Source organism: Streptomyces sp. NPDC040432 (assembly GCF_055595445.1).
Genome location: NZ_JBVIVP010000006.1, coordinates 339901 through 366499 on the forward strand (window position 1 = coordinate 339901; position 26599 = coordinate 366499).

27 protein-coding genes are annotated in these 26599 nt (G+C 73.1%); 15 read left to right on the forward strand and 12 right to left on the reverse strand.

Features of this window, described 5'->3' with window-relative positions:
* Positions 1 to 78: 78 nt before the first annotated feature.
* From ACZ58N_RS16770 to ACZ58N_RS16780, 3 genes are all read left to right on the forward strand, one after another.
* Positions 79 to 2139, forward strand: coding sequence for a SpoIIE family protein phosphatase (locus ACZ58N_RS16770; RefSeq protein WP_471159805.1), 2061 nt, complete (start codon positions 79 to 81; stop codon positions 2137 to 2139).
* A gap of 237 nt (positions 2140 to 2376) precedes the next feature.
* On the forward strand, positions 2377 to 3339 hold the full coding sequence (locus ACZ58N_RS16775; RefSeq protein WP_471159809.1) for an aldo/keto reductase: 963 nt from the start codon (positions 2377 to 2379) through the stop codon (positions 3337 to 3339).
* Positions 3340 to 3396: 57 nt separating this feature from the next.
* Positions 3397 to 4188, forward strand: coding sequence for a class I SAM-dependent methyltransferase (locus ACZ58N_RS16780; protein WP_471159812.1), 792 nt, complete (start codon positions 3397 to 3399; stop codon positions 4186 to 4188).
* A 49-nt stretch (positions 4189 to 4237) separates the two neighbouring features.
* Here ACZ58N_RS16780 and ACZ58N_RS16785 read toward each other — a convergent pair whose 3' ends face one another.
* The 3 genes from ACZ58N_RS16785 to ACZ58N_RS16795 all read right to left on the reverse strand — a co-directional run bounded on the left by ACZ58N_RS16785 (position 4238) and on the right by ACZ58N_RS16795 (position 6591).
* Positions 4238 to 4912 (reverse strand): DUF2278 family protein, encoded by a 675-nt coding sequence (locus ACZ58N_RS16785; protein WP_471159815.1) that lies wholly within the window; start codon positions 4910 to 4912, stop codon positions 4238 to 4240.
* A gap of 121 nt (positions 4913 to 5033) precedes the next feature.
* Positions 5034 to 5576: a heme-binding beta-barrel domain-containing protein gene (locus ACZ58N_RS16790; protein WP_471159817.1), complete on the reverse strand. Its 543-nt coding sequence runs from the start codon at positions 5574 to 5576 to the stop codon at positions 5034 to 5036.
* 169 nt (positions 5577 to 5745) lie between these two features.
* Positions 5746 to 6591 (reverse strand): peptidoglycan recognition protein family protein, encoded by an 846-nt coding sequence (locus ACZ58N_RS16795; protein ID WP_471159822.1) that lies wholly within the window; start codon positions 6589 to 6591, stop codon positions 5746 to 5748.
* A gap of 284 nt (positions 6592 to 6875) precedes the next feature.
* Between ACZ58N_RS16795 and ACZ58N_RS16800 the strand changes: the two genes are divergently transcribed.
* A complete protein-coding gene (locus tag ACZ58N_RS16800; protein ID WP_471160138.1) occupies positions 6876 to 7934 on the forward strand; it encodes a polyprenyl synthetase family protein in 1059 nt (352 codons plus the stop codon).
* Positions 7935 to 8105: 171 nt separating this feature from the next.
* On the opposite strand, the gene ACZ58N_RS16805 is transcribed toward ACZ58N_RS16800, so the two are convergent.
* Positions 8106 to 8975 (reverse strand): MmyB family transcriptional regulator, encoded by an 870-nt coding sequence (locus ACZ58N_RS16805; RefSeq protein WP_471159826.1) that lies wholly within the window; start codon positions 8973 to 8975, stop codon positions 8106 to 8108.
* 53 nt (positions 8976 to 9028) lie between these two features.
* Here ACZ58N_RS16805 and ACZ58N_RS16810 point away from each other — a divergent pair, with 53 nt between their 5' ends.
* A complete protein-coding gene (locus ACZ58N_RS16810; protein WP_471159829.1) occupies positions 9029 to 10546 on the forward strand; it encodes an MFS transporter in 1518 nt (505 codons plus the stop codon).
* An 18-nt stretch (positions 10547 to 10564) separates the two neighbouring features.
* Here ACZ58N_RS16810 and ACZ58N_RS16815 read toward each other — a convergent pair whose 3' ends face one another.
* Positions 10565 to 11935: an FAD-binding oxidoreductase gene (locus ACZ58N_RS16815; protein ID WP_471159832.1), complete on the reverse strand. Its 1371-nt coding sequence runs from the start codon at positions 11933 to 11935 to the stop codon at positions 10565 to 10567.
* Between the two features lie 335 nt (positions 11936 to 12270).
* Positions 12271 to 13473, reverse strand: a complete 1203-nt coding sequence (locus ACZ58N_RS16820) for a serine hydrolase domain-containing protein (RefSeq protein ID WP_471159835.1) — start codon at positions 13471 to 13473, stop codon at positions 12271 to 12273.
* 227 nt (positions 13474 to 13700) lie between these two features.
* Between ACZ58N_RS16820 and ACZ58N_RS16825 the strand changes: the two genes are divergently transcribed.
* Positions 13701 to 14216: a DoxX family membrane protein gene (locus ACZ58N_RS16825; RefSeq protein WP_471159837.1), complete on the forward strand. Its 516-nt coding sequence runs from the start codon at positions 13701 to 13703 to the stop codon at positions 14214 to 14216.
* Positions 14217 to 14288: 72 nt separating this feature from the next.
* On the opposite strand, the gene ACZ58N_RS16830 is transcribed toward ACZ58N_RS16825, so the two are convergent.
* Positions 14289 to 15860 carry an alpha/beta hydrolase gene (locus ACZ58N_RS16830; protein WP_471159839.1) on the reverse strand — a complete coding sequence of 524 codons (1572 nt, stop codon included), beginning with the start codon at positions 15858 to 15860 and terminating at the stop codon, positions 14289 to 14291.
* Between the two features lie 381 nt (positions 15861 to 16241).
* Between ACZ58N_RS16830 and ACZ58N_RS16835 the strand changes: the two genes are divergently transcribed.
* The 5 genes from ACZ58N_RS16835 to ACZ58N_RS16855 all read left to right on the forward strand — a co-directional run bounded on the left by ACZ58N_RS16835 (position 16242) and on the right by ACZ58N_RS16855 (position 20000).
* The gene (locus ACZ58N_RS16835; protein WP_281206863.1) at positions 16242 to 16775 is read left to right on the forward strand and encodes a hypothetical protein; all 534 of its coding nucleotides are present in this window, start codon (positions 16242 to 16244) and stop codon (positions 16773 to 16775) included.
* Between the two features lie 86 nt (positions 16776 to 16861).
* On the forward strand, positions 16862 to 17386 hold the full coding sequence (locus tag ACZ58N_RS16840) for a GNAT family N-acetyltransferase (RefSeq protein WP_471159841.1): 525 nt from the start codon (positions 16862 to 16864) through the stop codon (positions 17384 to 17386).
* A gap of 185 nt (positions 17387 to 17571) precedes the next feature.
* On the forward strand, positions 17572 to 18687 hold the full coding sequence (locus ACZ58N_RS16845; protein WP_471159843.1) for a cation diffusion facilitator family transporter: 1116 nt from the start codon (positions 17572 to 17574) through the stop codon (positions 18685 to 18687).
* Between the two features lie 121 nt (positions 18688 to 18808).
* The gene (locus ACZ58N_RS16850) at positions 18809 to 19186 is read left to right on the forward strand and encodes a hypothetical protein (RefSeq protein WP_471159845.1); all 378 of its coding nucleotides are present in this window, start codon (positions 18809 to 18811) and stop codon (positions 19184 to 19186) included.
* A 100-nt stretch (positions 19187 to 19286) separates the two neighbouring features.
* Positions 19287 to 20000: a ribonuclease H family protein gene (locus ACZ58N_RS16855; protein ID WP_471159847.1), complete on the forward strand. Its 714-nt coding sequence runs from the start codon at positions 19287 to 19289 to the stop codon at positions 19998 to 20000.
* Between the two features lie 91 nt (positions 20001 to 20091).
* Here the strand turns inward: ACZ58N_RS16855 and ACZ58N_RS16860 are convergent, their stop codons facing one another.
* Both ACZ58N_RS16860 and ACZ58N_RS16865 read right to left on the reverse strand, forming a co-directional pair.
* Entirely contained in the window at positions 20092 to 21387 is a 1296-nt protein-coding gene (locus ACZ58N_RS16860) for a serine hydrolase domain-containing protein (RefSeq protein WP_471160141.1), read from the reverse strand.
* Between the two features lie 183 nt (positions 21388 to 21570).
* Positions 21571 to 21852 (reverse strand): hypothetical protein, encoded by a 282-nt coding sequence (locus tag ACZ58N_RS16865; protein WP_471159850.1) that lies wholly within the window; start codon positions 21850 to 21852, stop codon positions 21571 to 21573.
* A gap of 194 nt (positions 21853 to 22046) precedes the next feature.
* On the opposite strand from ACZ58N_RS16865, the gene ACZ58N_RS16870 reads away from it, so the two are divergent.
* From ACZ58N_RS16870 to ACZ58N_RS16880, 3 genes are all read left to right on the forward strand, one after another.
* Positions 22047 to 22880 carry a hypothetical protein gene (locus ACZ58N_RS16870; protein WP_471159853.1) on the forward strand — a complete coding sequence of 278 codons (834 nt, stop codon included), beginning with the start codon at positions 22047 to 22049 and terminating at the stop codon, positions 22878 to 22880.
* 4 nt (positions 22881 to 22884) lie between these two features.
* Positions 22885 to 23322, forward strand: a complete 438-nt coding sequence (locus ACZ58N_RS16875) for a hypothetical protein (protein WP_471159855.1) — start codon at positions 22885 to 22887, stop codon at positions 23320 to 23322.
* A 250-nt stretch (positions 23323 to 23572) separates the two neighbouring features.
* The gene (locus tag ACZ58N_RS16880) at positions 23573 to 24184 is read left to right on the forward strand and encodes a YbaK/EbsC family protein (RefSeq protein ID WP_471159857.1); all 612 of its coding nucleotides are present in this window, start codon (positions 23573 to 23575) and stop codon (positions 24182 to 24184) included.
* Here ACZ58N_RS16880 and ACZ58N_RS16885 read toward each other — a convergent pair.
* The gene (locus ACZ58N_RS16885; RefSeq protein WP_389707347.1) at positions 24181 to 24345 is read right to left on the reverse strand and encodes a hypothetical protein; all 165 of its coding nucleotides are present in this window, start codon (positions 24343 to 24345) and stop codon (positions 24181 to 24183) included. The genes ACZ58N_RS16880 and ACZ58N_RS16885 overlap by 4 nt on opposite strands.
* Positions 24346 to 24886: 541 nt before the next feature.
* Positions 24887 to 25783 (reverse strand): hypothetical protein, encoded by an 897-nt coding sequence (locus ACZ58N_RS16890; protein ID WP_471159861.1) that lies wholly within the window; start codon positions 25781 to 25783, stop codon positions 24887 to 24889.
* Between the two features lie 250 nt (positions 25784 to 26033).
* Here ACZ58N_RS16890 and ACZ58N_RS16895 point away from each other — a divergent pair, with 250 nt between their 5' ends.
* Entirely contained in the window at positions 26034 to 26294 is a 261-nt protein-coding gene (locus tag ACZ58N_RS16895; protein WP_471159864.1) for a hypothetical protein, read from the forward strand.
* 96 nt (positions 26295 to 26390) lie between these two features.
* Here ACZ58N_RS16895 and ACZ58N_RS16900 read toward each other — a convergent pair whose 3' ends face one another.
* Complete coding sequence (locus tag ACZ58N_RS16900) at positions 26391 to 26573, reverse strand: hypothetical protein (protein WP_471159867.1); 183 nt, start codon at positions 26571 to 26573, stop codon at positions 26391 to 26393.
* Positions 26574 to 26599 lie beyond the last annotated feature (26 nt).

Here is a 26599-nt window from a genome sequence, read left to right on the forward strand (position 1 = left end):
TCGGGGGTCCCGCCTCGCCGTAATCGGCTGCCGTCCGCATAGTGAGGGGAGGAATCGGCAGGTGGAAGGGGACGTCTCGTGCCATCGGTACGGCCGGGGGGCGAGCAGGCGCAGAGCCCCTTCCCGTCCGAACCCGGAACCCTGCTCGAACACGTGTCCGTCGCCGTCTTCGGCATCGACGAGGACGGCCGTGTCTGCCACTGGGGGCCGGGAGCCCGCGACCTCTTCGGCCACGAGGCCGAGGCGGTCCTGTCCCGCCCCGCCGGCCTGCTCCTCGCCGAGGGCCCCGAGGAAGCCGCCCGCCTGACCGAACGAGCCAGGACCCTGGGCTACTGGCGGGGGCGGCTCACGGCCCGCCACCACGACGGGACGGACTTCGCGTGCGGCTTCCGGGTCTTCCCCGTGACCGGTGCCGCCGGCCGCTCGGAGGTCCTGGGCCTGGCCAGTCGCAGCGATGAGCTCGACCGGGTCAAGACGAACCTGGCCTTCCTCGACGCCCTCTTCATGACCTGCCCCATCGGCCTGGTCATGCTGGACGAGGACCTGCGCCACGTCCACCTCAACCAGGCCCTCGCCGACATGAACGGCCTGTCCGTCGCGGAACACCTCGGGCGGGGCATCGACGAGGTCATGCTGGTGTCCGACCCCACCGAGTTCCGACGCATGCTCCGAGGAGTGGCCGACGACGGCGTGCCCGTCATCGGCGCGCTGACGGGCCTGCGCCCCCTGGGCCGACCGGACCAGGACCAGGTCCGCTCGGTCAGCTTCTTCCCCCTGACCCGGGCCGTCGGCACCCCGCCCGGCCTCGGCGGCCTGATCATGGACGTCACCGACCGGGAACGGGCCATCCTGGAGGCCGCCGCCGGTCGCCGCCGACTCGCCCTGCTGGACCGCGCCTCCACCCGCATCGGCACGACCCTGGACGTCGTCCGCACCGCCGGGGAACTGGTCGAGGTCGCGATGCCCGAATTCTGTGACGGCGCCGTGGTCGAGATCGTGGAATGGATGGACGAGTCGGAGCTCTTCGACCCGGCCCGCCCCCTGCTCACCCGTCGCATCGCCTTCGGGACGGTCCTCCCGCCGCCCGCCGACGAACTCGTCGGCGGGGTGGACCGGGTGCGCTACCCGCCCGGCTCCGCCATCCACGACATGCTGAGCACCGGACGACCCGTGTCCTCCGCCGTCGACGAGGCGTTCCTGGCCCGCACCGTGGTCATCGAGGAACGCGCCCGCCTCATCGCCGAGAGCGGCGTCGCCTGCATCCTGGTCGCCCCGCTCATCGCCCGCGGCACCGTCCAGGGGATCGCCCTGTTCGGCCGCTCGGCGCACCGGCCGGCGTTCACCGAGGACGATCTCGCGCTGGCCGGGGAGCTGGCGTCCCGAGCCGCGATCTGCCTGGACAACGCCCGCCTCTACAGCAGGGTCCAGGACATCTCGCTCACCCTCCAGCGAGCCCTCCTGCCCACCGCGCAGGCGGACAGCCCCTACGCGGAGGTGGCGCACCGCTACGTCCCCGGCGGCCGGATCACGGAGGTGGGCGGCGACTGGTACGACGTGATCGAACTGCCCGACCACCGGGTCGCCCTCGTGGTCGGCGACGTGATGGGCCACGGGGTCCCGGCAGCCGCCGCCATGGGCCGGCTCCGGATCACCACCAAGGCCCTGGCCCGGCACAACGCCGAACCGGCCGCCATGCTCGGCGAGCTCGACGCGCTCGCGCGAGAAGCCGGCATCGAGCTGGCCACCTGCCTCTACCTCGTCTACGACGCGACGAGCGGACGGGCCCGGATCGCCAGCGCCGGTCACCCGCCGCTCCTGGTCCGCCACCCCGACGGCACGGTACGGACCGTCGCGGAGGTGCTCGGCGTACCGCTCGGCGTCGGCGGGTTCCCCTTCCGCACGACGGAGATCGAACTGCCCGAGCACGCGGTCCTCGCCCTGTACACCGACGGGCTCATCGAGGCCCGCGGGCGCGACATCGACGCCGGGCTCGACGCGCTGCGCGCCGAACTCGCCCGCCCGTCCGGTCCGGCGGAACCGCTGGAGGCGATCGCCGACCGCGTCCTGGCCGGCCTCCTGCCCGACCCGCCCACCGACGACACGGTCCTCGTCCTGGCCCGCGTCCACCGCACCCCCTGAGGAGCCCGGAACCCTCCCCGGGACGCACACCCACCGGGGCGGGGGAGTCCACCGCGTACGCGGGACCACACCGGGGGCCGGGGCCGGCAGGCTCCCCGGGGCCACCGACAGCACGAGGCCCCGGGGCTTCTCGGCCCCGGGGCCTCGTACGGTCACTTCGCTTGACCGGTCGTTCAACGATCCCCCGCCCCCGACGTCACGGCCCGGCCGGGCCGCCGCACGTCATAGGGTGGGCGCGTGACGATCGATGCGAACGTACGAACGAGCGGATACCGGGTGCTGTACGGGTGCATGGGGTTGGGCGGGAGCTGGGACCCGGAGCCCTACGGGCCGTCCGACATCGACGCCGCCGAGGCGGCCGTATCCGCGGCGCTCGACAGCGGCATCACCGTCTTCGACCACGCCGACATCTACCGGCACGGCAAGGCCGAGGCCGTGTTCGGGGAGGTCCTCGCCCGGACACCGGGACTGCGCGAACGGATCACCCTGCAGACCAAGTGCGGCATCCGCCTCGCGGACGAGGACGGCCCGGGCCGGTACGACCTGCGCGGCGACAGCATCACCCGACGGGTGGAGGAGAGCCTCACCCGGCTGCGGACCGACGTCATCGACGTCCTGCTGCTGCACCGCCCCGACCCCCTCGCCGACCCCGAGGAAACCGCCAGGGCGCTGACCGCCCTGCACCGGCAGGGCCTCGTACGCGCCTTCGGGGTGTCCAACATGGGCGCCGCGCAGATCGCGAGGCTCCAGGCCCGGCTCGACGTACCCCTCGTGGCCAACCAGCTGGAGATGAGCCTGCACAGCCGCGACTGGGTCGAGGCCGGGGTCCTGCTCAACACCGGCGGGGCCACCGCCAACGGCTTCCCCTTCGGCACGCTGGAGCACTGCCAGGACCACGGCATCCGCCTCCAGGCCTGGGGCGCGCTGGCGCAGGGCCGCTTCACCGGCCGCCAGGAGACACCGGCCGAACGGGCCACCGCCGAGCTCCTCACCGACCTCGCCCGACGCAAGGAGACCACGCCGGAGACCGTCCTGCTGTGGTGGCTGATGCGCCACCCCGCCGGCATCGCACCCGTCGTCGGCAGCGCCCGCCCGGAGCGGATCCGCGCCTGCCGCGACGCGGCCCTGCGCGAGCCCGACCTCACCCACGAGGAGTGGTACGAACTGTGGACCACCGCCCGCGGGGTACCGCTGCCGTAGCGAGTACCGCCGTGTCGTAACACCCCCGCGAGGCAGCCCCGGGCCGATAGTGGGGCTGTGAGCGAGAGCGCGGAGGAACCCGGCCCGGCCGGCGGAACGGGCGGCGCGGCCTGGTCCGGGAGCGAGGGCGCGCACGCCTACGCGGCGATGGACGCGGGCACGAACCGACTCCTCGGCTACCCGTTCGTCTTCGGGACGCTGTCCCGCCGGATCGGAACCGGATCCGTCCTCGTGGACTACGGCTGCGGCCCGGGCAAGGTCGCCGACCGCGCCGCCCGCAGGCTCGGCGCCTACGTCATCGGCGTCGACATCTCGCCGCAGATACTGGCACTGGCCCGTACCGGGGCCCGGGCGGTCGCGGAGTTCCACCTGGTCGAGGACGGACGGGTCACCGCGCTGGCGAACGGCTGCGCCGACGCCGTCATGTGCAACCACGTGCTGGCCTCGCTGCCCACCCGGGAGGCGGTGCTGGACGTCCTCACGGAGATCCGCCGCCTCCTTCGCCCCGGCGGCCTCTTCGTCCTGCTGGGCACCGACCCCGCGCGCAGCGGCATCGAGTACGCCTCGTTGCGCATCGGCGAACCGGGGGAGGAGTACGGGCCCGGCGACCCGCTGACCGTGCGGTTGCTGCGCACCGACGGTTCCTGGGAGGAGACCCGCAACCACGCCTGGCCCGTCGATGTCCTACCGGGCCTGCTGGAACGTGCCGGGTTCGGGAACGTCGCCCAGCACCGACCCACCGTGGACGAGGCGTTGACCGTGGCGGACCCCGATCTCGTCCGCAGCCGCCCGTGGGAGGCCGAACGCGTCGCGCCGCCCCTCGTCGTGACCACCGCGGTGGCCGTCTGACCGGTGCGGGCCCCGCCGGGAGCCGGGGGCTCCCGGGACGGTTCCGCGGTCACGCGTGGGGCGTCACCGGGTGCCCGTCGTCGTCCGTCGGGTCCGTCTGGGTGGAGAACTTGTTCAGGAAGACGTCGTACCAGCCGTCCGGCCGCCGGGTGAGGGTCGCGCCGTCCTGCCAGGTCCCGTTGTCGTCCCACCACTGGCTGCCGAACGGATCGCCCTGGTTCTGATGGATGTTGTGCATGCCGGGGCCGTGGTGGGTGAAGGGCTCCCCGAAGACCAGGATCGGCCTCCCCGGCACCAGCATGGGTTCCAACGTCCGGGCCGCGTCCAGGTTGGAGCCCGTGACCCACGGCCTCGGCGGGCTCCACCGCTCCACCAGGGACCGGAGCCACCCCGGAGGCCGGCTCGGGACGAGACAGCTCCGACGATCGGCGAGAGCCGGATGCCTCAGGTGGTCCAGGGCACCCGAACCCGAACTCATGGACAGCTCGTGGTACCCCGGAGCCAGGGAGGGCACCGGATCGAGGACCGACGGCGCCAGGACGAGCGTCTTCCACCGGACACCGGTGGCGGACTGCTTGCTGTCCACGTCGACGGCGCACCGGTACCGCCCGTCCGGGGCGTCGACCTCCAGATTGACGTGGAACCAGGCGCCCCGGTCGTCGGGCCGGTCGCGGAAGTGGCGGTGCAGGGTCCCTGACAGCACGCCGTAGGCGTCGAATGGCATGCCGACCAGTCAACCACCGGCCGCGCCCCGGCGCCCGGCCCCGCGCCCGGAGCCCCCGGGCCCGCACCGCACGGTGTGCCCGGGACGTACGGTGTGGCCGGCCGCGGGGCGCCGGCAGTCGTCAGGACGGGCGGCGGCGCAGACGTGTCGTCAGGTGGTGCTGGAGCGGCTGCCCCACGGCCGCCATGTCGTGGACCACCGTCAGCTCCCCGTCGCCGAGGGTGTAGTGCCGCCGGGTGGCGGTGACCTCCTTGGCCTTCGGGGTCAACGTCACCTCGTCCGTCCGGATCTCGATCTCGGACCCCTTCACCTGCCCGACGTACGTTTCGACGATCCCCGTGGGATGCGCCAGCACGACCTCCAGGGACGCGTCGGGCAACACCCGCCACCACCCGGCCTCACGCCCGGCGGGCCGGACCGGGGCACCGGATCCGTCGATCAGCCAGGCGCGCGCCTCGTAGCGCAGGAAGGGGCGTCCGTCGTGGCTGAAGGTGATCTCCTGCTCGTAGCGGAAGTCCGCGTCGAGAGTCGGGTACTCGCCTTCGCCCCGGCCGTGCCAACGCCCCAGCAGCGCGAGCACCGGGCCCAACTGCGGGTGCGGGGCGGGGCCCTCGCCGAGGACGTGGGTGTCGGGGTACGGATTGTCCTGCACCGGCTCGATCATGTTCACCTTCGTTCGTACGGGGTCGCGCGAGCCGCAGCCTAGTGCCTGCCGTCGCACTCCCCGCCGTCTCGGGCGGCGACGGGAGCGTGACGACAACCCCGGGGCCCTGTCGTCGAACTCCCGTCCGCCTCGCGACGTCCGGGCGACGACCGGACTTTCACCACGGGCCTCAGCGCGGAGTGCGCCCGGCGCCGCCCGCGCCCCGGCCCGTGGCGGCCCGCCCGGTCCAGCGGGCGAGCTCCCGGTCCAGCGCACCCGGGGGCAGGTACTCCGCCGGCCCGGCCCACGCGTCGCGGTCCTCGTACACGGGGAAGTCGGGGAACCCGGGGCGCTCCGGGTCGCCCAGGCGGACACCCAGCCGTACGGCCACGTCCTTGCGCAGGCGGGGGAGGAGCGCGTACAGCCGGTCGCCGGGGCAGGCGGTGTCGTTGAAGTCCCGGTGCCCGTGGATCTCCGTCGGGGCGATCCCGTACCGGTCGCAGATGTGCGTGCACAGCGTGACGAGGGCCTCGAACTGCTGGGCGGGGGGCTCCTCGCTGGTGTAGGTGCCCTCGTTCTCGATGCCGACGGACACGTCGTTGCGGCCCACGCAATGCGCCGAACGCACCTGCCTCCGGCCCGAATCCAGTTCGGCGAGACTGCGGTGGCGGCCCTCGGTGACGAAGGCGCCGCGGCTGATGGTGAAGTGCTGGCCGGTGTCGATCCAGCCCTGGATGTCCATGTGGTAGTTCTGGATCGCCCGCGCCAGGGCGAACGCCCGCTGCTGCGAGTAGTCGTCCACGTTCCTGGTCGCGGTGTGGTGCACCACGATCTGCCTCGGCGGCGCGGCCAGCACGACCACGGACTCGGACGGCTGCCGGGCGCCCCACGCGTCACAGCCGAAGATCGTGGGACCGCCGGCCGCCGCGTGGGCGGATCCGGCCGCGGACCACCCGGCCGCCGCCCCGAGCCCGAGCGCACCGGCCAGGACCATCCGACGGCTGGGGCCGGGCGAAGCGAGGGCGCGAGCGCGCATGGGGAGCTCCTTCTGACGAGGACGGGGGCGCCGCGGGCCGCGGCGCCGACCGCCCAACGAGCAGGCGATCACCCGGCAACGACCTCACCGCCGGACGGGTAGCCATTGCCCCCGTTCGGACGTTCACGCGAACGTATGATCATTCCGTCGGACCCGTCCCGGGCCGCACGGAACCAGCCCAGGGGAGCCCGCACATGACCGGCACCACGGACCGGCCCACCCCGTCGGACGGGGCGTTCGGGCCCACCCCGTCGGACCCCGGCGCCGCGTCCGACCAGGAGCGGATGCGCAGCCGGCTGGCCGGGTACGAACGGCACTTCGGGCGGCTCTTCGCGGACTACTTCGCCGGACTCGAACGCACCCTCGACGTGCCCCCGCGCAGCGCCTTCGCCCCCGAATGCCTGACCCTGCTGCGGGACCTGTCCCTGCGCGGCGGGAAGCGTCTGCGGGTCGCCCTGATCCACGAAGCGGCCCGGCTGGTCACCACCGAGCCCGTCCCCGGGCTGGACGACGCCGCACTGAGCATCGAACTCCTCCAGACCCACGGCCTGATCCACGACGACATCATCGACAACAGCCCCACCCGACGCTCCGGCCCCTCCACCCACCACGCCTACCGCGCCCGTTTCCCCGAACACCCGCAGGTGGCCCTCGGCCTGGCCGTCCTCGCCGGAGACCTCGCCGCGTTCCTCTCCCAGCAGGTCCTGCTCGACTCCGCCGTGCCCCTCCCGCTGCGCTACGCCATGCTGGAAGTCCAGACCCGGGCGGCCACGGCCACCCTCCTCGGCCAGATCGCCGACCTGGAAAGGGACTTCACCGCACTCCCCGACGAGGAGACCCTGCACGAGGTCGCCGAGTACAAGTCGGCCCGCTACTCGATCCTCGCCCCGCTCCAACTGGGCCTGCTGGCCGCCGGCGCGGACCCCGGGGCCTTCGACACGGAGCTGCGCCGCTACGCGCGCCTGGTCGGGATCTGCGGACAGATGCGCGACGACCACCTGGACCTCTTCGGGGACGCCCGCGCCCTGGGCAAGCCCCCGGGGAACGACCTGCGCGAGGGCCGCCGCAGCTACGCGGTCACCGCCGTCCTCGCCGCCGCCCGCGGCCGGGACCTGGCCGTGGTCGAGGCGGCGCTCGGGGACCCGGGGTGTTCGGCCGGCACCGTCCAGGAGGTGCGCGACATCGGGCGTCGCTGCGGCGCCGAGGAGCGTCTGCGCGCGGGCGTCGAGCGGCACGCCGTACGGGCCGCGGCCGAGGCGGCGGGCTGGCGCCCCCGCTGGCGGGAGGAAGCGGTCACCTTCTTCGAGGCCCTGCCGCTACAGGTACTGGCCGGCCTCGGGTGAGACCGGGGGCGCATACCGCCTGCCCGGCCCGCTGCCGGCGTCGCCGGCGCGAAGCACCCGTGGACGTCGTCGTCCCCGTCGCGGGGCCCGTACCGGCCCCGGTCCGGCAATCCTCGGCTCCTGGGTGAGCGCCGGAAGCGGGCACGCCCCTCGCGGGTGTCCGCGCGCCGTTCACCCCCGCGGGAGGCCGGCCCCCGCCGGGGACAGGGCCCGGAGGCGTTCGAGGCGGTTGCGGGTCTCCTCGTCCAGCGGGACGTAGGCCACCAGGCGGGGGCCCGCCGCGGGCCCCAGCCACAGATCGGTGTGCCGCAGGTGCAGCAGTCCCACCAGCGGGTTGCGGATGTACTTCGTCTTTCCGCCCTGAGCGACCACCTCGTGGCGCGCCCACACCTCGCGGAACTCCGCCGACGCCCCTTCCAACCGGGCCAGCAGCGCCTTCCAGGCGGGCTCGGCCAGGTGCTCGGCCATCGACGCGCGGAACCTGGCCGCCATCAGCCGTCGCGCCTCGGGCATGTCCACGGTGCAGGCCCGCCAGTCGGGATTCGTGAACGCCAACCACAGGCAGTTCCGGTCCTCCGGCGGCATCCGGTCCAGATCGCACAGCAGCCGCCCGTACGTCGAGTTGTACGCGAGGATGTCGTAACGGCTGTTCTGCACGCAGGCCGGGATCGGCCCCAGCTGGTCGAGCATCACCCGCAGCTCCGGCGTCACGCTCGGACAGGGAGTGTTCGGGGCCGGATCGACGCTGCCGGCCAGCGCGAACAGATGCGCCCGCTCGCTCCGGTCCAGCAGCAGGGCGCGCGCGAGGGCGTCCAGCACCTGGGCGGAGACCTGGATCTCACGGGCCTGCTCCAGCCACGTGTACCAGGTGACACCCACCGACGAGAGCTGGGCGACCTCCTCGCGCCGCAACCCGGGGGTGCGCCGCCGGCGGCCGCGCACGAGGCCCACCTGATCGGGAGTGATCCGCTCCCGACGGCTGCGCAGGAACTCCGCCAGCTCGCGCCGGCGCACATCGGACGGGGGAGCCACCATGGTCATGGGCCCACACTGCCGCATCCCGCAACCGGTTGCCAGGTACTGCCGATACCAGGATGAGGAGACTCTGGTACCAGGCTGAGAGCCGGAGCATCGTCGTCCCCGTGAACGAAACCACCGTACGCACGCCCTCCGCACCCCCGACCGCACCGCCCACCTCCGGTGCCGCCCCCGCACCCGACCCGTCGGCACCTTCGTCGCTGCGCCCGTCGGGTCTGTTCACCGTGCTCCTGGGTGCGGCCCTCCCGCTGATCGACTTCTTCATCGTCAACGTGGCGCTGCCCGCCATCGACGCCGACCTGGCCGCCGGACCGGCACTCCTGGAACTGGTCGTCGGCGGCTACGGCGTCGCCTACGCGGTGCTGCTGGTCCTGGGCGGCCGTCTCGGGGACACCGCCGGCCGGCGCCGGCTCTTCCTGATCGGCATGGCCTCCTTCGGGATCACCTCCCTGGCCTGCGGACTCGCGCCCACCGCCTGGACGCTCGTCGGCGCGCGGGTGGCGCAGGGAGCCGCCGCCGCACTGATGCTGCCGCAGGTCCTCGCCACCATCCAGGCCACCACCCGGGGTCCGCGCCGGGCCCGGGCGATGAGCCTGTACGGGGCCACCGCCGGACTGTCGATGGTCGCCGGACAGATCCTCGGTGGTGTTCTCGTCGCCGCCGACCCGGCCGGAACGGGCTGGCGGGCCGTCTTCCTGGTCAACATCCCCTTCGTGGTTCTCGGCCTGCTCCTCGCCGTCCGTACCGTCCCGGAGACCCGCTCGCCCCGCCCCGTCTCCCTCGACGTCCCCGGCACCCTGCTGCTCGCCGTGTCCCTGGTGTCCCTGCTCCTGCCGCTGACCGAGGGGCGGGCCGCCGGTTGGCCGCTGTGGACCGTGCTCTCCCTCGCGGCCTGCCCCTTCGCGGCCACGGCCTTCTACCTCACCGAGCGCCGCGCCGACCGGCTCGGCCGCACCCCGCTCGTCCCGCCGAGCCTGCTGCGGCTGGACTCGTTGCGCCGGGGCCTGGTGATGGTCGTGCCGTTCTCCATCGGCTTCAGCGGGTTCATGTTCGTGATGGCGGTGGCCCTGCAACAGGGCCTGGCGATGGGACCCGTACGAGCCGGGCTCGCGCTCGTACCGATGGCCCTGACCTTCTTCGCGGCCTCCCTCGCCGGACCGCGCCTCATCGGACGCTTCGGCAGCCGCGTCGTCACCGCGGGCGGTGTCCTCCAAGCCCTCGGCATCGGCCTGCTGCTCGTCGAACTCCGACAGGGTTGGCCCGGGGTCGGGCTCGCCGCGCTCGCACCCGGCGTCGCCGTCGCCGGCCTGGGCCAGGGCCTCCAACTGCCCGTACTGATCCGCATGGTGCTGTCCGACGTACCGGCCGACCGGGCCGGGGTGGGCGGCGGCGTCATGGTCACCACCCAACAGTCGGCCCTGGCGCTGGGCGTCGCCACCCTGGGCAGCCTCTTCCTCGCACTGACCACCTCCCTGGGGATGCGCGACGCCCTCCTCGTCACCCTCCTCGTCCAACTGGGCCTGATCGCCCTGACCACCCTGCTCAGCCTGCGCCTGCCGCGCGTCATGAACTGAGCCGCGGAGGCACCACCCTCACGGGGCGATGTTCTGGTTGAGGTGGAAGAGGTTCCCGGGGTCGTAGCGTCGCTTCACCTCGACCAACCGCTCGTAGTTTCCCTTGTAGTTGACCCGGATCCGGTCCTGGTCGTCATCGGCCATGAAGTTGACGTAACCCCCCTCCTGCGAATGCGGAGCGGTGGCCGCGTAGTAGTCGCGCACCCAGGCCGTGTTGGCCTCGTTGTCGGCCGGGTCGGGCCACATCCCCGCGATGACCGTCGCGAAGGACGCGTCCCGGTAGGCGAAGGCGGTGGCATCGGGCGCCACCCGGTGACAGGCACCGTTGATGGGGTAGATGTGCACGGTCGAGTTCACCACCGGCACGCGCGGACCGAACCGGAGGTGGGCCTCGATCGCCTCGTCGGTCAACTCGGTGACGAAGTTCGCCTTCCAGTAGTGCTGGAGCCCGGGCGGCACCAGGGCGTCGAACGCGGAGTTCAAAGCCGGGTACGGCATCGGGCCGACGTGCTCGGCGACCACCGGGGCGATCTCGTGGAAGGGGCGCAGGGCGGCCTCGCCCTCGTCGACCGGCCCCGCCCAGCACGCCACGACCAGGATGAACGGCTCGCCGTGCCGGTCCTGCGGGATGAACGGCAACGGCGGGGCGATCTGGAAGGCGGGGAACGCCCCCAACTGCTCCGGCGCGTCCGCGATCAGCTCGCGGAACGCCCGCAGGACGGCACCGGCGTCCTTCAGCTCGAAGAGCATCGGCCCCCCGTAGACGTCCCGGACGGGTGCGAGCCCGAACTCGAAGGACGTCACCGCCCCGAAGTTCCCGCCGCCGCCGCGCAGCGCCCAGAACAGGTCCGGATGCTGCTCCTCGTCGACGACGAGGAGCTCGCCGTCCGCGGTCACCACGTCCGCCGACACCAGGTTGTCGCAGCTCAGGCCGAGCCCGCGCGCGAGGTAACCGATGCCACCGCCCAGGGTCAGCCCGCCGACGCCCGTGGTGGAGATGATCCCGCCGGTCGTGGCCAGGCCGAATGCGTGGGTCGCCGCGTTGAAATCGCCCCAGGTCGCACCGCCCTCGGCCCGGGCCGTGCCGCGTACGGGGTCGACCCGCACCCCGCGCATCCCGGACAGGTCGGCGACCACGCCCTCGTCGCAGGTGCCGAAGCCGGGCACGCTGTGCGCGCCGCCCCGGACCGCCAGGTCGAGGCCGTTCTCGCGGGCGAAGCCGACGGTGGCCATGACGTCGCCGGCGTTGACGCAGCGCACGACGACGACCGGCCTTCTGTCGATCATGGCGTTGTGGACCTTGCGCGCCTCGTCGTAGGCCCCGTCCTGCGGTGTGACGACCTCACCGCGGACCCGTTCGCGGAGGTGGTCGATCGTGAGCTTGCCCATGGCTCCTGCTCCTCGTGGCCTGCCGCCGCGCGGTGTGCGCGGGGGAACCGCCTCGGTGGCAGCGCGACGGCACAGTGGGACCGCCCCCGGAGGACACCGCTGCCGCCTGCCACTGGAGCGGGCCTCATTTCACGCTACGCCGATGGGCCGGAGCATCAACCCGAGCCCGTGGGCCACGGGCCCGGGCAGGGCGCCGAACGCTCGACCGGATCGTTTCGCCGGCGTGAGGGCCGGCCCGTCGGAGTGCCCGCGCGCGTTCCACCGGCCCCAGGCCGCCCATGGCACCCGGCGGGCCGTTCGCGCCCCCGTTCCGGTGCGCGTCGGGTTTCCCCGGGTCAGCGGTGCCGCAGCAGGGAGCAGACGAAGTCCTCCTGGACCTCGCGGATCCGTTGGATCAGTTCGGGCTTGTAGGTGAGCGAGGCCTGCGTGGTGACCGTGAAGGTCAGGGAGCGACGCCCGTCCGCCGTGGCCGCCGCGAGCTGGGTGTAGCCCGGGGTGTTCCCGGTGTGGCCGTACACCGCCCCGCAGCGGGTCGTGTACCGGTAGATCGCCAGGCCCGCGTCGGTGCGTCCGGGGCCGGGGGGCTGGGAGAGCCCGCCGTTCAGGAACGTGAACTGTCGGCGCCTGGTCCGGTCCGAGACCAGCCCGCCGCCCGCGTACGCCCTGATGAATTCCGTCAGGTCCTGCGGGGTCGAGACGATGCCGCCCGAAGCCCAGGCACCGGAAGCGCCGATGGCCTCGCTGACGTCCTGCGGTTCCTCGGGCGGCTCGACGACGTAGCCGTGCAGGAACGGGACGGGCAGTCGGTAGCCGCCGGGCAGGCTCGTCCGCCTCAGGCCGAGCGGCTCGTACACCAGGTCCCGCAGCAGGTCCTCGTACCGGCGTCCGGTGACCGCCTCGGCCATGAGGGCGACGGCGATGTTGTCCGAGTTGGAGTACTGGTAGCGGCTCCCGGGAGGAAACACGACGTCCTCCCCGGCGACGAAGCCCAGGAGTCGGCGCGAGTCGAACCGGTGCCGGGGGTCCGCGGTGACGATCTCGCGGAACTCGTCGGAGGCCGAGTAGTCGGGCAGACCGCTCGTGTGGTTGAGGAGTTGGCGGAGCGTCACTTCGTGCCAGGCCTCGGGCTGTCGGGGCAGTACCTTGCCGATCGTGTCGTCGAGACGCAACCGGCCCCGGTCGACGAGCCGGAGGGCCACCGCCCCGCTGAAGGCCTTGGCGACGCTGGCGATCCGCATGTGGTCGGACGGCTCGGGCCTGCGCCCCGTCCCCAGGTCGGCCACCCCCGCCCGGTACACCTCGGTACGGTCGCCGTCCTTGAGGACGGCGATGACCCCGGGCGGCCCGCCGGGCGTGGCCACCAGCTCCTGGAGCTCCTTCCGCAGGGCCGCCGACCCCCGTCCGCCCGGATCGCGGTCGGTGCCCGCGTACGCCGGCGGTACGAGGACGCCGGCGGCGGCCGCGCACATCAGGGCGGTCGCGAGGAGCCGCCGCGCGGGGCGGACCCGGTTGCCGGCGGAGTTCGACCGTGGGGACATGGAGGTACCTCCGGATCGGGGACGGGCGCCCGGTCACGATGGCAGGGCCCCGGTGCGGCGGGCCGGCGACACGGCCGCGCGTCCGTGCGCGGTGCGCCATCCGGACCCGTACCGCCCGGCCACGACCGTATGGCGGATCCACGGCCGGATCGCGGGGGAGCCGGCGCGCCGGGGGATACGCATGTCGGGTACGGCTTCGTGAACGGCACCGACCCGGAGGTTCATCCATGAGCTGCATCAACCGACGAGACCTGGCCCTGCTGGCGCTGCGCACGGGCACCGGCGCGGTGCTGATGGCACACGGGACGCAGAAGCTGTTCGGTTGGTTCGGCGGCGCCGGACTGGACGGCACGGCGGCCGCAATGGAACGCATGGGCTTCACGCCCGGACGGCGCAGCGCCGTCGCCGCCGCGCTCGGCGAGGCCGGGGGCGGCGCCCTGCTGGTGTTGGGCCTGGCCACTCCGGCGGCTGGAGCGGCAGCCGCGGGAGCCATGGCCGGCGCTGTGGCCGTGCACGCGCCCGCCGGGTTCTTCGCCCAGGAGGGCGGCTACGAGTACCCCGCCTTCCTGGGGTTCACGGCGGCGGCCGTCGGCCTCGCGGGGGCGGGCCGGTACTCCGTCGACCACGCCACCGGCCACACCTTCGACCGGCCCTGGACCCTGGCCCTCGCCTTCGCGGGCAGCGCCCTCGCCGCCGCCGCGGTGCTCACGAAGCGGGCCAAGGAACAGGCGGACGCCGAATAGCGGGGCCCGCGGGGCCTGCGGGACGTGCCGAGCGCACAGGTGGTGCGCGACGCGTCCCGCGGGCCGGGGCGGCTACTTGCAGACGGTGCCGTCCGCGGGGACGGTGCCGTCCAGCAGGAAGGTGTCGATGGTCCTGGTGGCGCAGGTGTTGGTGCCGTACGTGCCGTGGCCCTCGCCCTGCACCGTCACGTTCACGCCGACCCCCTTGCCGAGCGCGTCGGCCATCCGCTTCGCGCCCTCGACCGGGGTCGCCGGGTCACCGGCGTTGCCGATGACCAGGATCGGCGCGGCGCCCGCCGCGTCGACCACCGGCTTGTCCGTCGTACCGCGCACCGGCCACTCGGAACAGCCGAGCAGGCCCTCCGCCATGTCCTGCCCGAAGACCGGGGACGCCGCGCGGAACGTGGCCTCCTGCGCCTTGGTCTCCTCGACCGTGTGACGGCGGCTGGTGTCGGCGCAGTTGATCGCCATGTTCGCGGCGTGCAGGTTGCTGTAGCGGCCGTCCTCACCACGCCCGTTGTAGCCGTCGGCGATGGCCAGCAGCATGTTGCCCGTACCGAGTTTCATCACCTCGCCGAGGCCCTGGACGAGGTACTCCCAGCCCTCCTTGTCGTAGAGGGTGGCGACGATGCCGGTGAGCGCCAGTTCCGAGGTCAGCTTGCGACCTCCCTCGGTCGGGGCGGGCCTGGTCCCCAGCTTCTCCAGCATGGCGGCGATCCGCTTGTTGCCCTCGGCGTCGCTCGGCCCGGTCGGACAGTTGGCCGTGTACGTGTCCCGGCACCACTTCATCGCGTGGTCCAGTGCCAGCTGGAAGCCCTTGGCCTGGCCGAGGGCCCCCTGCACCTCGTCGGCCGTGGGGTCGACGACGGCGTCCAGCACGGTGCGGCCGACGTTGCCCGGGAACAGGTGGGCGTAGACGCCGCCCAACTGGGTGCCGTAGGAGATGCCGAAGTAGTTCAGCTTCCGGTCGCCGAGCACCTGACGCAGCAGGTCCATGTCGCGGGCCGCGTTGACCGTGCCGACGTGGGGGAGGACCTTCGCGGAGTTCTTCTTGCAGGCCTCGGTGAACGTGCGCACGTCCACCATCGGGTCCGCGTTCTCGACGGCCTGATCCAGCGTCTTGTCGTCCAGGCAGGTGATCCCGGCGCTGTTGCCCACCCCGCGCGGATCGAAGCTCACCAGGTCGTAGGCCGCGTTGAGCTTCTTGTACTCGTCGGCGGCACCGGGGAGCGTCTCGACGCCCGAACCGCCGGGACCACCGAAGTTGTAGACCAGTGAGCCGACGCGCTTGCCGGCGTCCGTGGCCTTCTTGCGGATCAGCGCGATGTCCAGGGTTTCGCCGTCCGGCTTGGCGTAGTCGAGGGGCGCCTTCATCGTGGCGCACTCCCAGCCGCTGCCGGGGGCCTTGCCGCCGCCCTGCGCGGCGGACGGCGCCGGACACTTCTGCCAGTCGGGCTTCTGCCCGGTCAGGGTCGCGGGGATGACGGCGGGCTTGGCCTCCGGGCTCGCCGTGGCCGAGGCGGACGGCTTCGGGTCGGCCTTGTCCTTCGCCTCCCCGCCGCAGGCCGCGAGGGCGGGCACGGCCAGCAGGGCGGCGGTGGCGAGGGCCGCCGCTCGGGAGGGGCGACGTATGAGGTGGGCCATGGTGGTGCTCCTGCGCGAAGGGTCCTGGTGAGGTAAGCAGACGATAAGCGCTACGAGCCGAGCTCAGGACCACCGAACGGCTCACTCCGCTTCACCGGGGAACCACCGGCCGGTCGAAGGGTGTGGTGACGTACGCGGTGACGTCCCGTTGACAGTGCGCCCGGCCGCGTGCGACAAAGACATTGAGGCCGTGTTCGGCCGAAGTGCCCCCCTCTCCCCGCCCGTCTTCGCCTCGATGTGACGTTCACCTCGCGACCCGCCTCCCTCCGCGCTGCGTTCCGGAGCGAGGCCGCTCGGCGCGGAGCCGGCCGTCCACGGTCGTGAAGACGTCAAAAACCCGGCACACCACCGCATATGTGAACGGACGGCCCACCCTTGACGATGATTCCCGGATCCCGCGTACCCGGTCGGACCTGGACCGTCCGGTTGATCGGTCACGGCGACCACAGCGTCTCCGTCACCTGCAGTGTCGAGGCCTGCCGGATGCCGCCCCGGTCGAAGGACACCGGCGCCATGCGACGCTTCGCCGCCGAACACGCCCGCGCCCACGCCCGCCTCGCGACCGTACGCCCCAACGCCGCGTGCGCCTGCGGAGCCGCCGAATGCGCCTACCACGAGGGCAGCAGGGCCTCCTGCGCGGGTACGCCGCTGCTCGTCCTCGTCCACAATCCGGCCGTGGGACAGGTGTGGACCCTCGCGGAGGTGTGCCAGTCCTGCGCCCCCCTGATCGGCAACCTCTCGGTCCTCGGCCGCGCCCAACGCCCCGCCGCCGCAGGAGCCCCGGTCGCCGCCCCCGCCGTCGCCCAGCAGTCCCGTACGGCGGTTCCCGGCGGCTTCTCCTCGCCGCAGGCCGCCCCCGAAGCCTCGCCCGCCCGTCGGCGGCCACAACGCGGCGGCCCCCGGCGCGCACGCTGACGTCCTCGGCCCGCCCGGGCCCGAGGGCCACCCGGGCCCGAGGGCTGCCGCGACCAGGCCGGATGACCGGCTGTTATCGTGCGGGAATGCCCGAACTGATCGCACCCACCGCCGGGCTGCACTCCTCCTGGCTCGCCGCACGCGCCGAATGGGGCGACGACGCGCACATGGACGGAGCCGGTCTCGGCTCCGACGACGACGTCGAGACCCCCGAGGGATTCGCGGCGTGGGTCGAGCGGTTGCGCGGCTACGCGGATCGCACGCTGCCGATCGAGCAGGGCCGCGTACACGCCACCCACTGGTGGATCGTCGAGGACGACACCTACCTGGGCGCCATCGACCTGCGGCACTACCTGAACGCCTTCCTCCTCGACGCGGGCGGACACATCGGCTACAGCGTGCGCCCCTCGGCGCGCGGCCGCGGAGTGGCCGGGCGCGCGCTGACCGCGGTGCTGCACGAGGCGCGGGTGCTCGGAATGGACCGGGTCCTGCTCACCTGCGACCCCGACAACACCGCCTCGATCAGGACCATCGAGCGGGCCGGCGGCGTACTGGAAGACGTCCGGGAGACGCTCATCGGGCCCAAGCGGAGGTACTGGATCGACCTGTAGGACCCGGCCGGAACGCCGACCGGGTCCCACACCCCGCGGAACCCGCTCCGGGGCGCGCCCGGGGGTCGGTCGAACGAGGCCGTTCCGTTGCCGGTGGCCGTACGCAGTTGCACGTGAAGCGCACCTGGTCGGAGCGGGTATGACGGTCGTAGCCGCAATGCGTTTCGTATGCCACGGTGGGCTCCATGGAGGCGCATCAGCACACGCCGAAGGCCGACCACCCCCACCACGGTCACGATCACGCGCCCGAACCGGGCCGGGCTTCCGACGGAGCGCACCCCGTGCGACGGCTCCGGCACCGGATCGGCCACCTGCTCAGGCCCCACCGCCACGAGGCCGCAGACAAGGTCGACGCGGCCATGGCGGCGTCCCGCGACGGGATGCGCACGCTCTGGATCTCACTGGCCGTCCTGGGGGCGACGACCCTGATCCAGGCCCTGGTCGTCGCCCTCTCGGGGTCGGTGGCCCTGCTCGGCGACACCGTCCACAATGCCGCCGACGCCCTGACCTCCGTCCCCCTGGCCGTCGCCTTCGTCCTCGGAAGGCGGGCCGCCAACCGCCGCTACACGTACGGTTACGGCCGCGCGGAGGACCTCGCGGGGATCGTCATCGTGGCCACCATCGCCGCCTCCGCGGCCCTCGCGGCCTACGTGGCCGTCGACCGGTTGGTGAACCCGCGCGGGATCACCCACCTGTCGGCGGTTTCCGCAGCCGCCCTGGTCGGGTTCGTGGGCAACGAGTGGGTGGCCCGCTACCGCATCCGCACGGGCCGGCGCATCGGCTCGGCCGCGCTGATCGCCGACGGACTGCACGCCCGCACCGACGGGTTCGGCTCCCTTGCCGTGCTCCTCGGCGCCGCGGGCACGGCTCTCGGAGTGCCCGCGGCCGACCCGGTCGTCGGCCTCCTGATCACCCTCGCCATCCTGTACGTCCTGGCCGCGGCGGCCCGCGAGGTCTGCCGACGGCTGATGGACGCGGTCGACCCGGCGCTGGTGGACGCCGCCGAACACGCGCTGGGACAGGTGGACGGGGTCCTCGGCACCGGCCGCGTCCGACTGCGCTGGATCGGACACACCCTGCGCGCGGAGGCCGACATCGTCGTCGATCCGTGGCTCACCGTGGTCCGGGCCCACGCCCTCGCGCACGCGGCGGAGCACGCCTTGATCCACGCCATCCCGCGACTGACGGCGGCCACGGTGCACACCGACCACGCCCGGTCCGATCCGACGGCCCCCGACCCGCACACCGCGCTCGCCCACCACGCCCCGGCTCCACCGGAGGCATTCGAACGAACGGGCTGATACCGGTTATGAGTTCTACTTTCACTTGATTGCCAGGAAATTCAGACAATCCTGTGATCCGTATGGGAATCTGCTGCGCACGGCCGGACGCGGATGCGCCCGGCCGCACAGGGGAGGTCTCATGCGTGGATCGCTGCTCAGGAAGAGCCGCTCGGTCCTGGTCGGTTCGCTGATGGCCATGGGGGTCGTCGGTCTCACCGCCGCTCCGGCCAGTGCGTGGACGGGAGGGAACGTCTGGGTCAACTTCGGCAGCTGGAACTGCCCCGGCGGCGGATCCGTCGTCGGCGTCTACTGGGGAGTCGACGCCTATTCGAGCGGGCCGGCCGGAGGCGACTGGGGGGACAACGTCATCTATCCGCGCGTACGCGTGGGGTCCGGCGCGCACAACACCCTCAGCTACCAGGTGATGTGCAAGAAGTGGGGCTGGTACACCTACCGGGGTGTCGTCAGCCAGCGGACCCTCACGCCCTACAAGTCGGGCCTGAGCTACACCTACTGATCGGCCGGCGACCGGCGGCTCCTCGTGCGGAGGGCGCCGTCGGCCGCCGACCCGTGGGGTCCGGGCCCCTTCGGGTGCGGGGGTGAGGCATGATCGGGGGATGTCTGAACGCATCATTGCCGCCTGTGACGGGGCGTCCAAGGGAAACCCGGGACCTGCCGGATGGGCCTGGGTCATCGCGGACGCCGAAGGGCGCCCCGAGCGCTGGGAATCCGGCGCGCTGGGGCGCGCCACCAACAACGTCGGTGAACTGACCGCACTCCAGAAGCTGCTGGAGGCGCTCGTGCCGGGAACACCGGTGCAGATCCGCATGGACTCCCAGTACGCGATGAAGGCCGTGACCCAGTGGCTGCCCGGCTGGAAGCGCAACGGGTGGAAGACCTCCGGGGGCAAGGCCGTGGCCAACCGCGAACTGGTCGAGGAGATCGACCTGCTGCTGACCGAACGCGACGTGACGTTCCTCTACGTTCCCGCCCACCGCGAGGACGGCGACCACCTGAACGCGATCGCCGACCAGGCCGCCAGTGACGCGGCCGTCAACCAGCAGGCCTCCGGCACCGCCCTGGGTGCGACGGACTTTCCCGTGCCGGCCCCGGCCGGCGGCGCCCCGGCCCGCAACCGGACCGCGAAGGCGACCTCGCCCTCCGCCGGGGCCAGGACGAAGAACGGCACGTCGCGACCCCTCAAGGCCAAGTTCCCGGGCACCTGCCCGTGCGGACGGACCTACGCGGCGGGGGAGATGATCGCCAAGCACGGCAAGCGCTGGGGCCACGAGGCCTGCGCCGCCTCCGCGCAGGAGACCGACACGGCCTGACCTGGCGGGCCTCGGCCGACCTCGCCCGGCGTTCCCGAGGCGGGCGGGGCCGCCGTGACCGTGTCGGGCACGGTCACGGCGACCCCCAGGATCAGCGGGCGTTGCGCTCCGGCAGGTCCACCTCGGCCGGCGCGGACGTCACGGCCGAGCGGGACGGCCCGGACGCGTCGTTCTGCGCGGAGGAGAAGCCGCGTGCGGTGGCCTTCACCGGCTTCTTGCCGCAGAACGCCGCTTCGAGCGTTCCGCCGAGCGCCGTGTTCGCGACGCCGCGGTTGGAGGTGTTGGCCATCGCGGCGAGGCTGCGCTTGCCGTCACGCGTGGCGAAGGCGTACGTGTAGAAGCCCTGCACGGTACCGGTGTGTCCGTACACGGAGGTGCCGCAGGAGAGGTCGTAGCGCCGCAGACCCAGCCCGTAGAAACGGGTGTTGGTCGTGTCGGTGGGAGTCACGGTGAGCATCGCGTCCAGCGACCCCGGCGACAGGAGCTTGCCGGCCATCAGCGCGGACATGAAGGTGCCGAGGTCGGCGGGGTTCGAGATCATCGCGCCGGCCGACTGCGCCCAGGAGGCGGTCTGCTCGGTCGAGTCCACCAGCGGCAGACCGGCCTCGTCCGGGGTGAGGTAACCGCGGGTGTGCAGACCCTTGATCTCCGTGCGCGGGTGCACGTACGAGGTGTCCTTGAGCTTCAGCGGCTTGATGATCCGGCGCTCGTACTCCTTCGCGACCGGACGCCCCGTGGCCTTCTCGATCAGCATGCCGACGACCACGAAGTTGGCGTTCGAGTACTTGTACGACACGCCCGGCTCGGTGGTGCGCGGCTCGCTGAGCGAGAGCGTCACCAGGTCCTGGTAGCTGAACTGCTTGTTCCGGACGGCCTCGAAGCCGGGAACGGTCTGCTCGAACATGGCGTTCGTGTAGTCCGCCAGCCCGCTGCGGTGCGTCAGCAGGTGACGCACCGTGATCCGGTCGTCCGGCAGCAGCCCCGGCAGGTAGTGGTTGACCGACGTGTCCAGGTCGATCTTCTTCTCGTCGACCAGCTGGAGCAGCACGACGCTGGAGAAGGTCTTGGTGACGCTGCCGATCCGGAACCGGGCCCGGGTGTCCATGGCCGCGCCCGTGGTCGTGTCGCGCACGCCGACCGTCTTGCTCTGCACGCCGTCGACCCCACCGATGCGGGCCAGCGCACCCGGCGCGCCCTGGGCGGTCGTGTTCTGCAGCGCCTGGAGCAGGCCTTCCAGATCGGGCGCGGGGAGCCCGGACTTGGAGATCCGCGCGGCCTCGGCGGCGGTGGCCGGGACCTGGGCCGGGGCGGCCTGGGCGGCGGTGGCCGGGGCGACGCCGGCCACGACGGCGAGCAGGGCGGCGCCGGCGGCGAGACGTCGATTCATGGGCAGGTGCACGTTGTTGTTCCTCGACTCGGTCGATATCCGTGGGAGGTCCCGGGGCCGCCGGACCACATGCCGGAAGGCTCGGTCGGCGGACGGGCCGATCACGAGCTTACGAAAGATCACCGGCGAGGTGGAACGGCGGCCCCGGGAGGACGGACCGCGCCGAGTCCTGCGGGGCCCGGCCTACTTGGGGTTCGTGACCTCCACCCAGGACTCCCACTTCCCGCTGACGGTGTGGTGCACCACGTAAGGGCCGCCGGAGACGGCGGTGGCCTTCCGCAACTCCGCGAGCACGTGCACGTCGAAGGACACCCCGTTGATGTGGTCGATGTGGTCGGCGAGCACCTTCCGCACGTACCCCTCGGGGTCGGCGCGCATCTCCGCCGGCCCCGCCTCGTCCATGACCAGTTCGAAGACTTCGATCTCACGCGTCTCGGTGTCGACGATGCGCCGCACGTTCGCCATGGGACAGGTCCTTTCGTGGGTGGCTCCCAGCTTGCAGCGGCGGGACCCTCCGTCGCCCCAACCCGGTCGGCCACCCGGCCGAGGAGCCCTCGTTCGGCTCACACCCGCCTCTCACGCCCGGTCCCCGGGGCCGTGTCGTCGATGCCCGGGCAAATGGTTCGACGCCGGCGCCGGCCGCGGCCCAGCCTCCTGCGGTGCACCAACTCGCCCTCGTCAAGATCTCCTTGCTCGTCCTCCTGATCCCCTGCGCGGCGCTCGGGCTGCTGTGGGTGGGGCGCCGGTCGGCCAACCGCAGGGCGTACGCCCGGTTCGCCGCCGCCGACCTCGATCCGTACTGGGTCGGGATGAAGGCCGATCCCGGATCCTCCGGAAGAGCCGCGGGAGCCGCGCTCCTGAACGGGGAGCTGATCCTGATCGACGACGACGCGGTGGTGCGACTGACCCTCCAGGCCTGCGACCTCGACCGGCCCCCCGGCCACCCCGTCGCGGAGGACCTGCTGGAGGTCGTCCGGCGGCACGGGGCCCCCGCCACCCTCGGCCACGTCCTGCGGGAGACCCAGCAACCTCCGGTGGGCTCCGCCTTCCACCGGAGGTACGAGGAAACGCTTCCCCCCGGGGTGCCGCGGCATGAAGGGGAGCGGCCGGCATCGTGTTCGGCCGCCCTGTACGTGATCTTCGCGCTGTTCGCCGGCGGTTTCCTGACGGCCGCGGTGCTGGATTCCGTTCCGCGCAGCCCGGCCGAATGGGCGGCACGCCTGCTCGCCGCCGCCACCGTGATCCTGCTGGTGGCGCTGCCCGGTGCCTGGAGCGCGATTCGGCCGCGGCCCGACCGGACCGACAGGTTCCGCGCGTACTGCCCTTCGTCGCCGCCGCACCCCGAGCTCGCCGCGCTGGACGAGCGGCGCACCGAACTCCTCGATCGCAGCCTCGCCGACCGGGAGGACGCCGACCCCGAGGACGCGACCTGGATCGTCCAATGGCCCGTGGCGCACCGATCGCCGACAGCCCCGCGCCGACCGGTACCCTGACGCGATGGTGAACGACGAGGACCGGATACTCGCGGACGCGCTGGGCGCTGCCGGAGCCGTCGGCGGCGGATCCGGCGGGCGGTTCGGGGCCAGGCTCGCGGCACGGTACCTGCGCAAGGACGTCCACGAAACGTCCCTGACCCTGGAGCTGCCCCTGGACCGCGCGGTGAGGCACGTCGCCGAGACTCTGGCGCGCGTGGGCCGTCTCCTGGAGACCCCCGGCCCGGGCGACCCCGCAGGGTCCGTGGTCCGGGCGCTCGTCGGCGGCGGGTACGCGGGAATGAACCCGGTCGTGGTCACGGTGACCCTGACCCCCGCCGATTCCGGCACCACCACGGCGGCCGTTCGCGGCGCGGCGAAGGAGGGCCTGATCAAGCAGCACTCCGGCCGCAGGACCAGCATCCTGATCACCGACCTGCTGACCTCCTCCACACCCCTCTGAACGCCCCTGCCGGGGGAGGCCCGTTCGGGGGAGGCTCGGGCGGGGGTGACCGGGCCCCGCGCGGCCTTGACGTCCGGCACCGACCACCGGCCGCCCCTCGGGCGTCCCCGCCCCGTGACAGGGAAAGGGGCACCGCGTCAGGGGGCGAGTCGGCCGGACGTACGCATGCCCCTGCCGTGAGTCCACCGAGGTCGGGTTCGGGAGCGGATCGGGATCAGGACGCCCACCGGCCCGCTGTTAACGTACGGGCATGCGCGCTCCGATCGGCCCCTTCGACCAGGCCCGTCCCGCCCCCGACTGCCTCGACGAGCTGACGTCCCCCGTCGCCGAAGCCGTTCGCGGCCGCGCCGGGGACCTGCCCGTCGAAGAGATCGTCTACGTCGACACCGACCCGGCGATCGCCGACACCGCGGCCTTCGTCGCCCACTACGGGCAGGAACTGCTGGACACGTCGGCGAACTGCGTCGTCGTCGCGGCCAAACGGGGAGGCGGCACGACCCTGGCCGCCTGCCTGGTGCTCTCCGGCAGTCGCGTCGACGTCAACGGCGCCGTCCGCCGGCACCTGGGGGCCCGCAAGGTGTCCTTCGCCCCCATGGCGACCGCCGTGGAGCGGACCGGCATGGAATACGGCGGGATCACCCCACTGGGCCTGCCCGCCGACTGGCCGCTCCTGGTGGATCCGGCCGTCGCCGAACTCCCGTACGTACTCGTCGGCAGCGGCAGCCGCCGCGGCAAGCTCATCGTCCCGGGACGGTTCTTCCTACGGCTGCCCGGAGCCGAACCGGTCGCCGGCCTCGCCGTGGCCACGGGTCCGGACGTCCTGAACGCCCGCCCGGGGCCGACGCCCGGGGACCTGACCTAGGACGTCCGCCAGGTCGGCATGCCCGCCGGAGGACGCCGTGCCATCACCTGGGCGAGGGCCCGGTGGATCTCCTCGGCCTCCCGCCGGACCTGGCCCGGTACATCGCCCCGCTCCCGTATGAGCTGGTCGTAGATCGGCGCGTCGCTGCTGATGCTGCTCACTTCGGACTTCGCTCCCCTGAAGCCGGCGCCTTCGGCCGGGCGGCACAAGTGTAGGGGTGCGTCCTCCCGGCGGCGGAACGAAACCGCCTCCGGCGGGCTCCGAAGTGAGTGCGGCCGGCCGGCGGGACGCCCGCCCGACCGTGCGACGGCCGGGTTCAGGGCACCCTCCACCGACCGGTGTTCGGCGAGAAGCCGCTGTTCATCGAAGACTGGATCTTGCTGACGCGCGAAGCCTTCGGCACCTCGAAGGTGATGAACCCCAGGTGAAGGTCAGCGCGAGCCACGCGGCGGCGCCGAGGAGGGTCGGCCACAGCTGGAGCCTGCGCATCAAGGGTCCGGGACGAGACCCGGGCGGGCTGCCCCTGCCTGCGGGGGACCTTGGTGTCCGCCGCCCGCGCACGTGCTCAGGTTCTGTTCCCACCCCTGCCGTGCCGCCCCGTCGAGCATCCGCATGCCAGTCGTGGGCGCGCCCGCTCCCCGGCCGGGAAGAGCTGCCGGGGAGCGGGTACGCGCGGACGGTGCCGTCCGAACGGGTCGGGAGCTACCAGTAGATGACCACGTAGCCGTCGCCGCCGGGTTGGCCCGGCGTACCGGCGACTCCGAGGGGCGCGACCGCCCCGCCGGGTCCACCGTTGCCGCCCACCGCGGCACCCGGAGGGAGTTCGACGATGCCGCCACCGGTCCCGCCACCGGTCCCGTCGGCGTTGCCGGGTTCACCGAGCCGGTTCACGCCGCCCGTGGAGCACGAGCCGCTGCCGCCCGCGCCCGGCGTGCCGGGGGCGCCTGCGACGGCCGCGCCGCCGCCGCCGCCGCCGCCCCCGCCGCCGCCCGTCGCGTTGAGCAGGACCGTGTTGTCGGAGGAGCGGGTCAGCATCGAGGCCGAGCCGGTGCCGCCGGCCGTACCGGCGGTGCCGGGGCCGCCCATGGTTCCGCCGGGGCCGCCCGCACCGAGGACGCCGCCCTCGCCGACGTCCACTCCGTAGTCGGCCAGCGGCTTGACCTGGACGACGCACCAGGTGAAGCCGCCGCCGCCACCGCCGCCACCGGTCCCACCGGGGTTGGCGTTGCGCGGCGTGGTGCCGCCACCGCCGCCCCCGCCGCCGCCACCCCCGGCACCCCACGCCTGCACGAACACCGAGGTGACGCCGGCGGGCGGGGTGAAGGTGTTGTCGGAGGTGAACTGCCGCAGTCCGTGCAGGACCTTGGTCGACTTCTTGTCCTTGCCCTGGTCCTTCTCCTTGCCGGAGGGCGGGTCCTGCCTGCCCGGTGCGGACGGCGCCGTGTTCTGGCCCGACGGACCGGGGCCGTCGGCCGAGGCCGCCGGGGCGTACGCGACGAGCTGGCCGGTGAGCGCCGCCACCGCGGCCAGCGAGGCGAGCAGGACCCGGGAGCGCACGCGGGGCCGCCGCGCCGTCGCGTTCTGATGGTTCAGGTTCATGACTTCCTTCCCCGCGGCGGCCGTGAGCCGTCGCGGGTGTGCGAGGGACGGGTGCGTGACGACGTGCCCGGTACCGGGTCCCCGCCCCACGCGCCGCTCATCGGACCGTTCCGCACACCGTCGTCGGTGGTGGCGCGGCCGATGCGCTGGACCGGTCAGGTGAGAGGTTCGGCTGACCGGCCCATCCGGAAAGGGTGGAATGCCGTGACGGGCCGGGATCGTGAGCCGTTGTCTCCCCATGGACGATTTCATGGTGAAGATCCCGGCCGACTGGCTTTCCCGGGTGTTCCTCTCGCTGCGCCGCGGTACCTCGGACGATGCCCAGGCGCTGGCTGCCGAACTGCAACCGTTCACCGAGAAGCCCGGGCAACGCGTTCCGGTGCCCCGGAGCACGGTGCTGCGTACCGAACTGGCGCTTCAGGGGGAACTGAGGCTGTTGGAGGAGGGCGCACGGCGGAAGGAGCTTTCCGAGCAGGCCCGGTACCTGGTGAACACGCGCCTCAACCCGTAGCGTCCGCCCGCCGGTCCCGGGTGGGCGGAGCGGACAGCAGGAACGACGGAGGGGCCGGTCCCCGCGGGGACCGGCCCCTCCGTCGTCCGTCCGGCCTCAGGCCAGCCGGGACACCAGGCGGGAGCGCATCTCTCCCGCCGCTCTGCGGACCTCCTCGGTCTGCCCGTCGTCCTCCAGTGCGCAGAGGAGCACCATCAGGGCCCGGGCCTCGTCCCCGCTGATCAGTTTCAGGCGCGGCTCGGTCACACCGTCGAGCAGCACGTCCAGCAATTCGTCCATGCCCCGAACAACGGCGCACGGCCCTC

Coding starts and splice junctions, on each gene's coding strand:
- ACZ58N_RS16820 (WP_471159835.1), bottom strand. CDS start 13,473: ATGTCCCCACGGTCGAACTCCGCCGGCAACCGGGTCCGCCCCGCGCGG.
- ACZ58N_RS16790 (WP_471159817.1), bottom strand. CDS start 5,576: ATGATCGAGCCGGTGCAGGACAATCCGTACCCCGACACCCACGTCCTC.
- ACZ58N_RS16800 (WP_471160138.1), top strand. CDS start 6,876: ATGCGCAGCCGGCTGGCCGGGTACGAACGGCACTTCGGGCGGCTCTTC.
- ACZ58N_RS16855 (WP_471159847.1), top strand. CDS start 19,287: ATGTCTGAACGCATCATTGCCGCCTGTGACGGGGCGTCCAAGGGAAAC.
- ACZ58N_RS16880 (WP_471159857.1), top strand. CDS start 23,573: ATGCGCGCTCCGATCGGCCCCTTCGACCAGGCCCGTCCCGCCCCCGAC.
- ACZ58N_RS16795 (WP_471159822.1), bottom strand. CDS start 6,591: ATGCGCGCTCGCGCCCTCGCTTCGCCCGGCCCCAGCCGTCGGATGGTC.
- ACZ58N_RS16865 (WP_471159850.1), bottom strand. CDS start 21,852: ATGGCGAACGTGCGGCGCATCGTCGACACCGAGACGCGTGAGATCGAA.
- ACZ58N_RS16785 (WP_471159815.1), bottom strand. CDS start 4,912: ATGCCATTCGACGCCTACGGCGTGCTGTCAGGGACCCTGCACCGCCAC.
- ACZ58N_RS16805 (WP_471159826.1), bottom strand. CDS start 8,975: ATGACCATGGTGGCTCCCCCGTCCGATGTGCGCCGGCGCGAGCTGGCG.
- ACZ58N_RS16815 (WP_471159832.1), bottom strand. CDS start 11,935: ATGGGCAAGCTCACGATCGACCACCTCCGCGAACGGGTCCGCGGTGAG.
- ACZ58N_RS16830 (WP_471159839.1), bottom strand. CDS start 15,860: ATGGCCCACCTCATACGTCGCCCCTCCCGAGCGGCGGCCCTCGCCACC.
- ACZ58N_RS16835 (WP_281206863.1), top strand. CDS start 16,242: ATGATTCCCGGATCCCGCGTACCCGGTCGGACCTGGACCGTCCGGTTG.
- ACZ58N_RS16860 (WP_471160141.1), bottom strand. CDS start 21,387: ATGAATCGACGTCTCGCCGCCGGCGCCGCCCTGCTCGCCGTCGTGGCC.
- ACZ58N_RS16875 (WP_471159855.1), top strand. CDS start 22,885: ATGGTGAACGACGAGGACCGGATACTCGCGGACGCGCTGGGCGCTGCC.
- ACZ58N_RS16810 (WP_471159829.1), top strand. CDS start 9,029: ATGAGGAGACTCTGGTACCAGGCTGAGAGCCGGAGCATCGTCGTCCCC.
- ACZ58N_RS16895 (WP_471159864.1), top strand. CDS start 26,034: ATGGTGAAGATCCCGGCCGACTGGCTTTCCCGGGTGTTCCTCTCGCTG.
- ACZ58N_RS16900 (WP_471159867.1), bottom strand. CDS start 26,573: ATGGACGAATTGCTGGACGTGCTGCTCGACGGTGTGACCGAGCCGCGC.
- ACZ58N_RS16825 (WP_471159837.1), top strand. CDS start 13,701: ATGAGCTGCATCAACCGACGAGACCTGGCCCTGCTGGCGCTGCGCACG.
- ACZ58N_RS16890 (WP_471159861.1), bottom strand. CDS start 25,783: ATGAACCTGAACCATCAGAACGCGACGGCGCGGCGGCCCCGCGTGCGC.
- ACZ58N_RS16840 (WP_471159841.1), top strand. CDS start 16,862: ATGCCCGAACTGATCGCACCCACCGCCGGGCTGCACTCCTCCTGGCTC.
- ACZ58N_RS16850 (WP_471159845.1), top strand. CDS start 18,809: ATGCGTGGATCGCTGCTCAGGAAGAGCCGCTCGGTCCTGGTCGGTTCG.
- ACZ58N_RS16845 (WP_471159843.1), top strand. CDS start 17,572: ATGGAGGCGCATCAGCACACGCCGAAGGCCGACCACCCCCACCACGGT.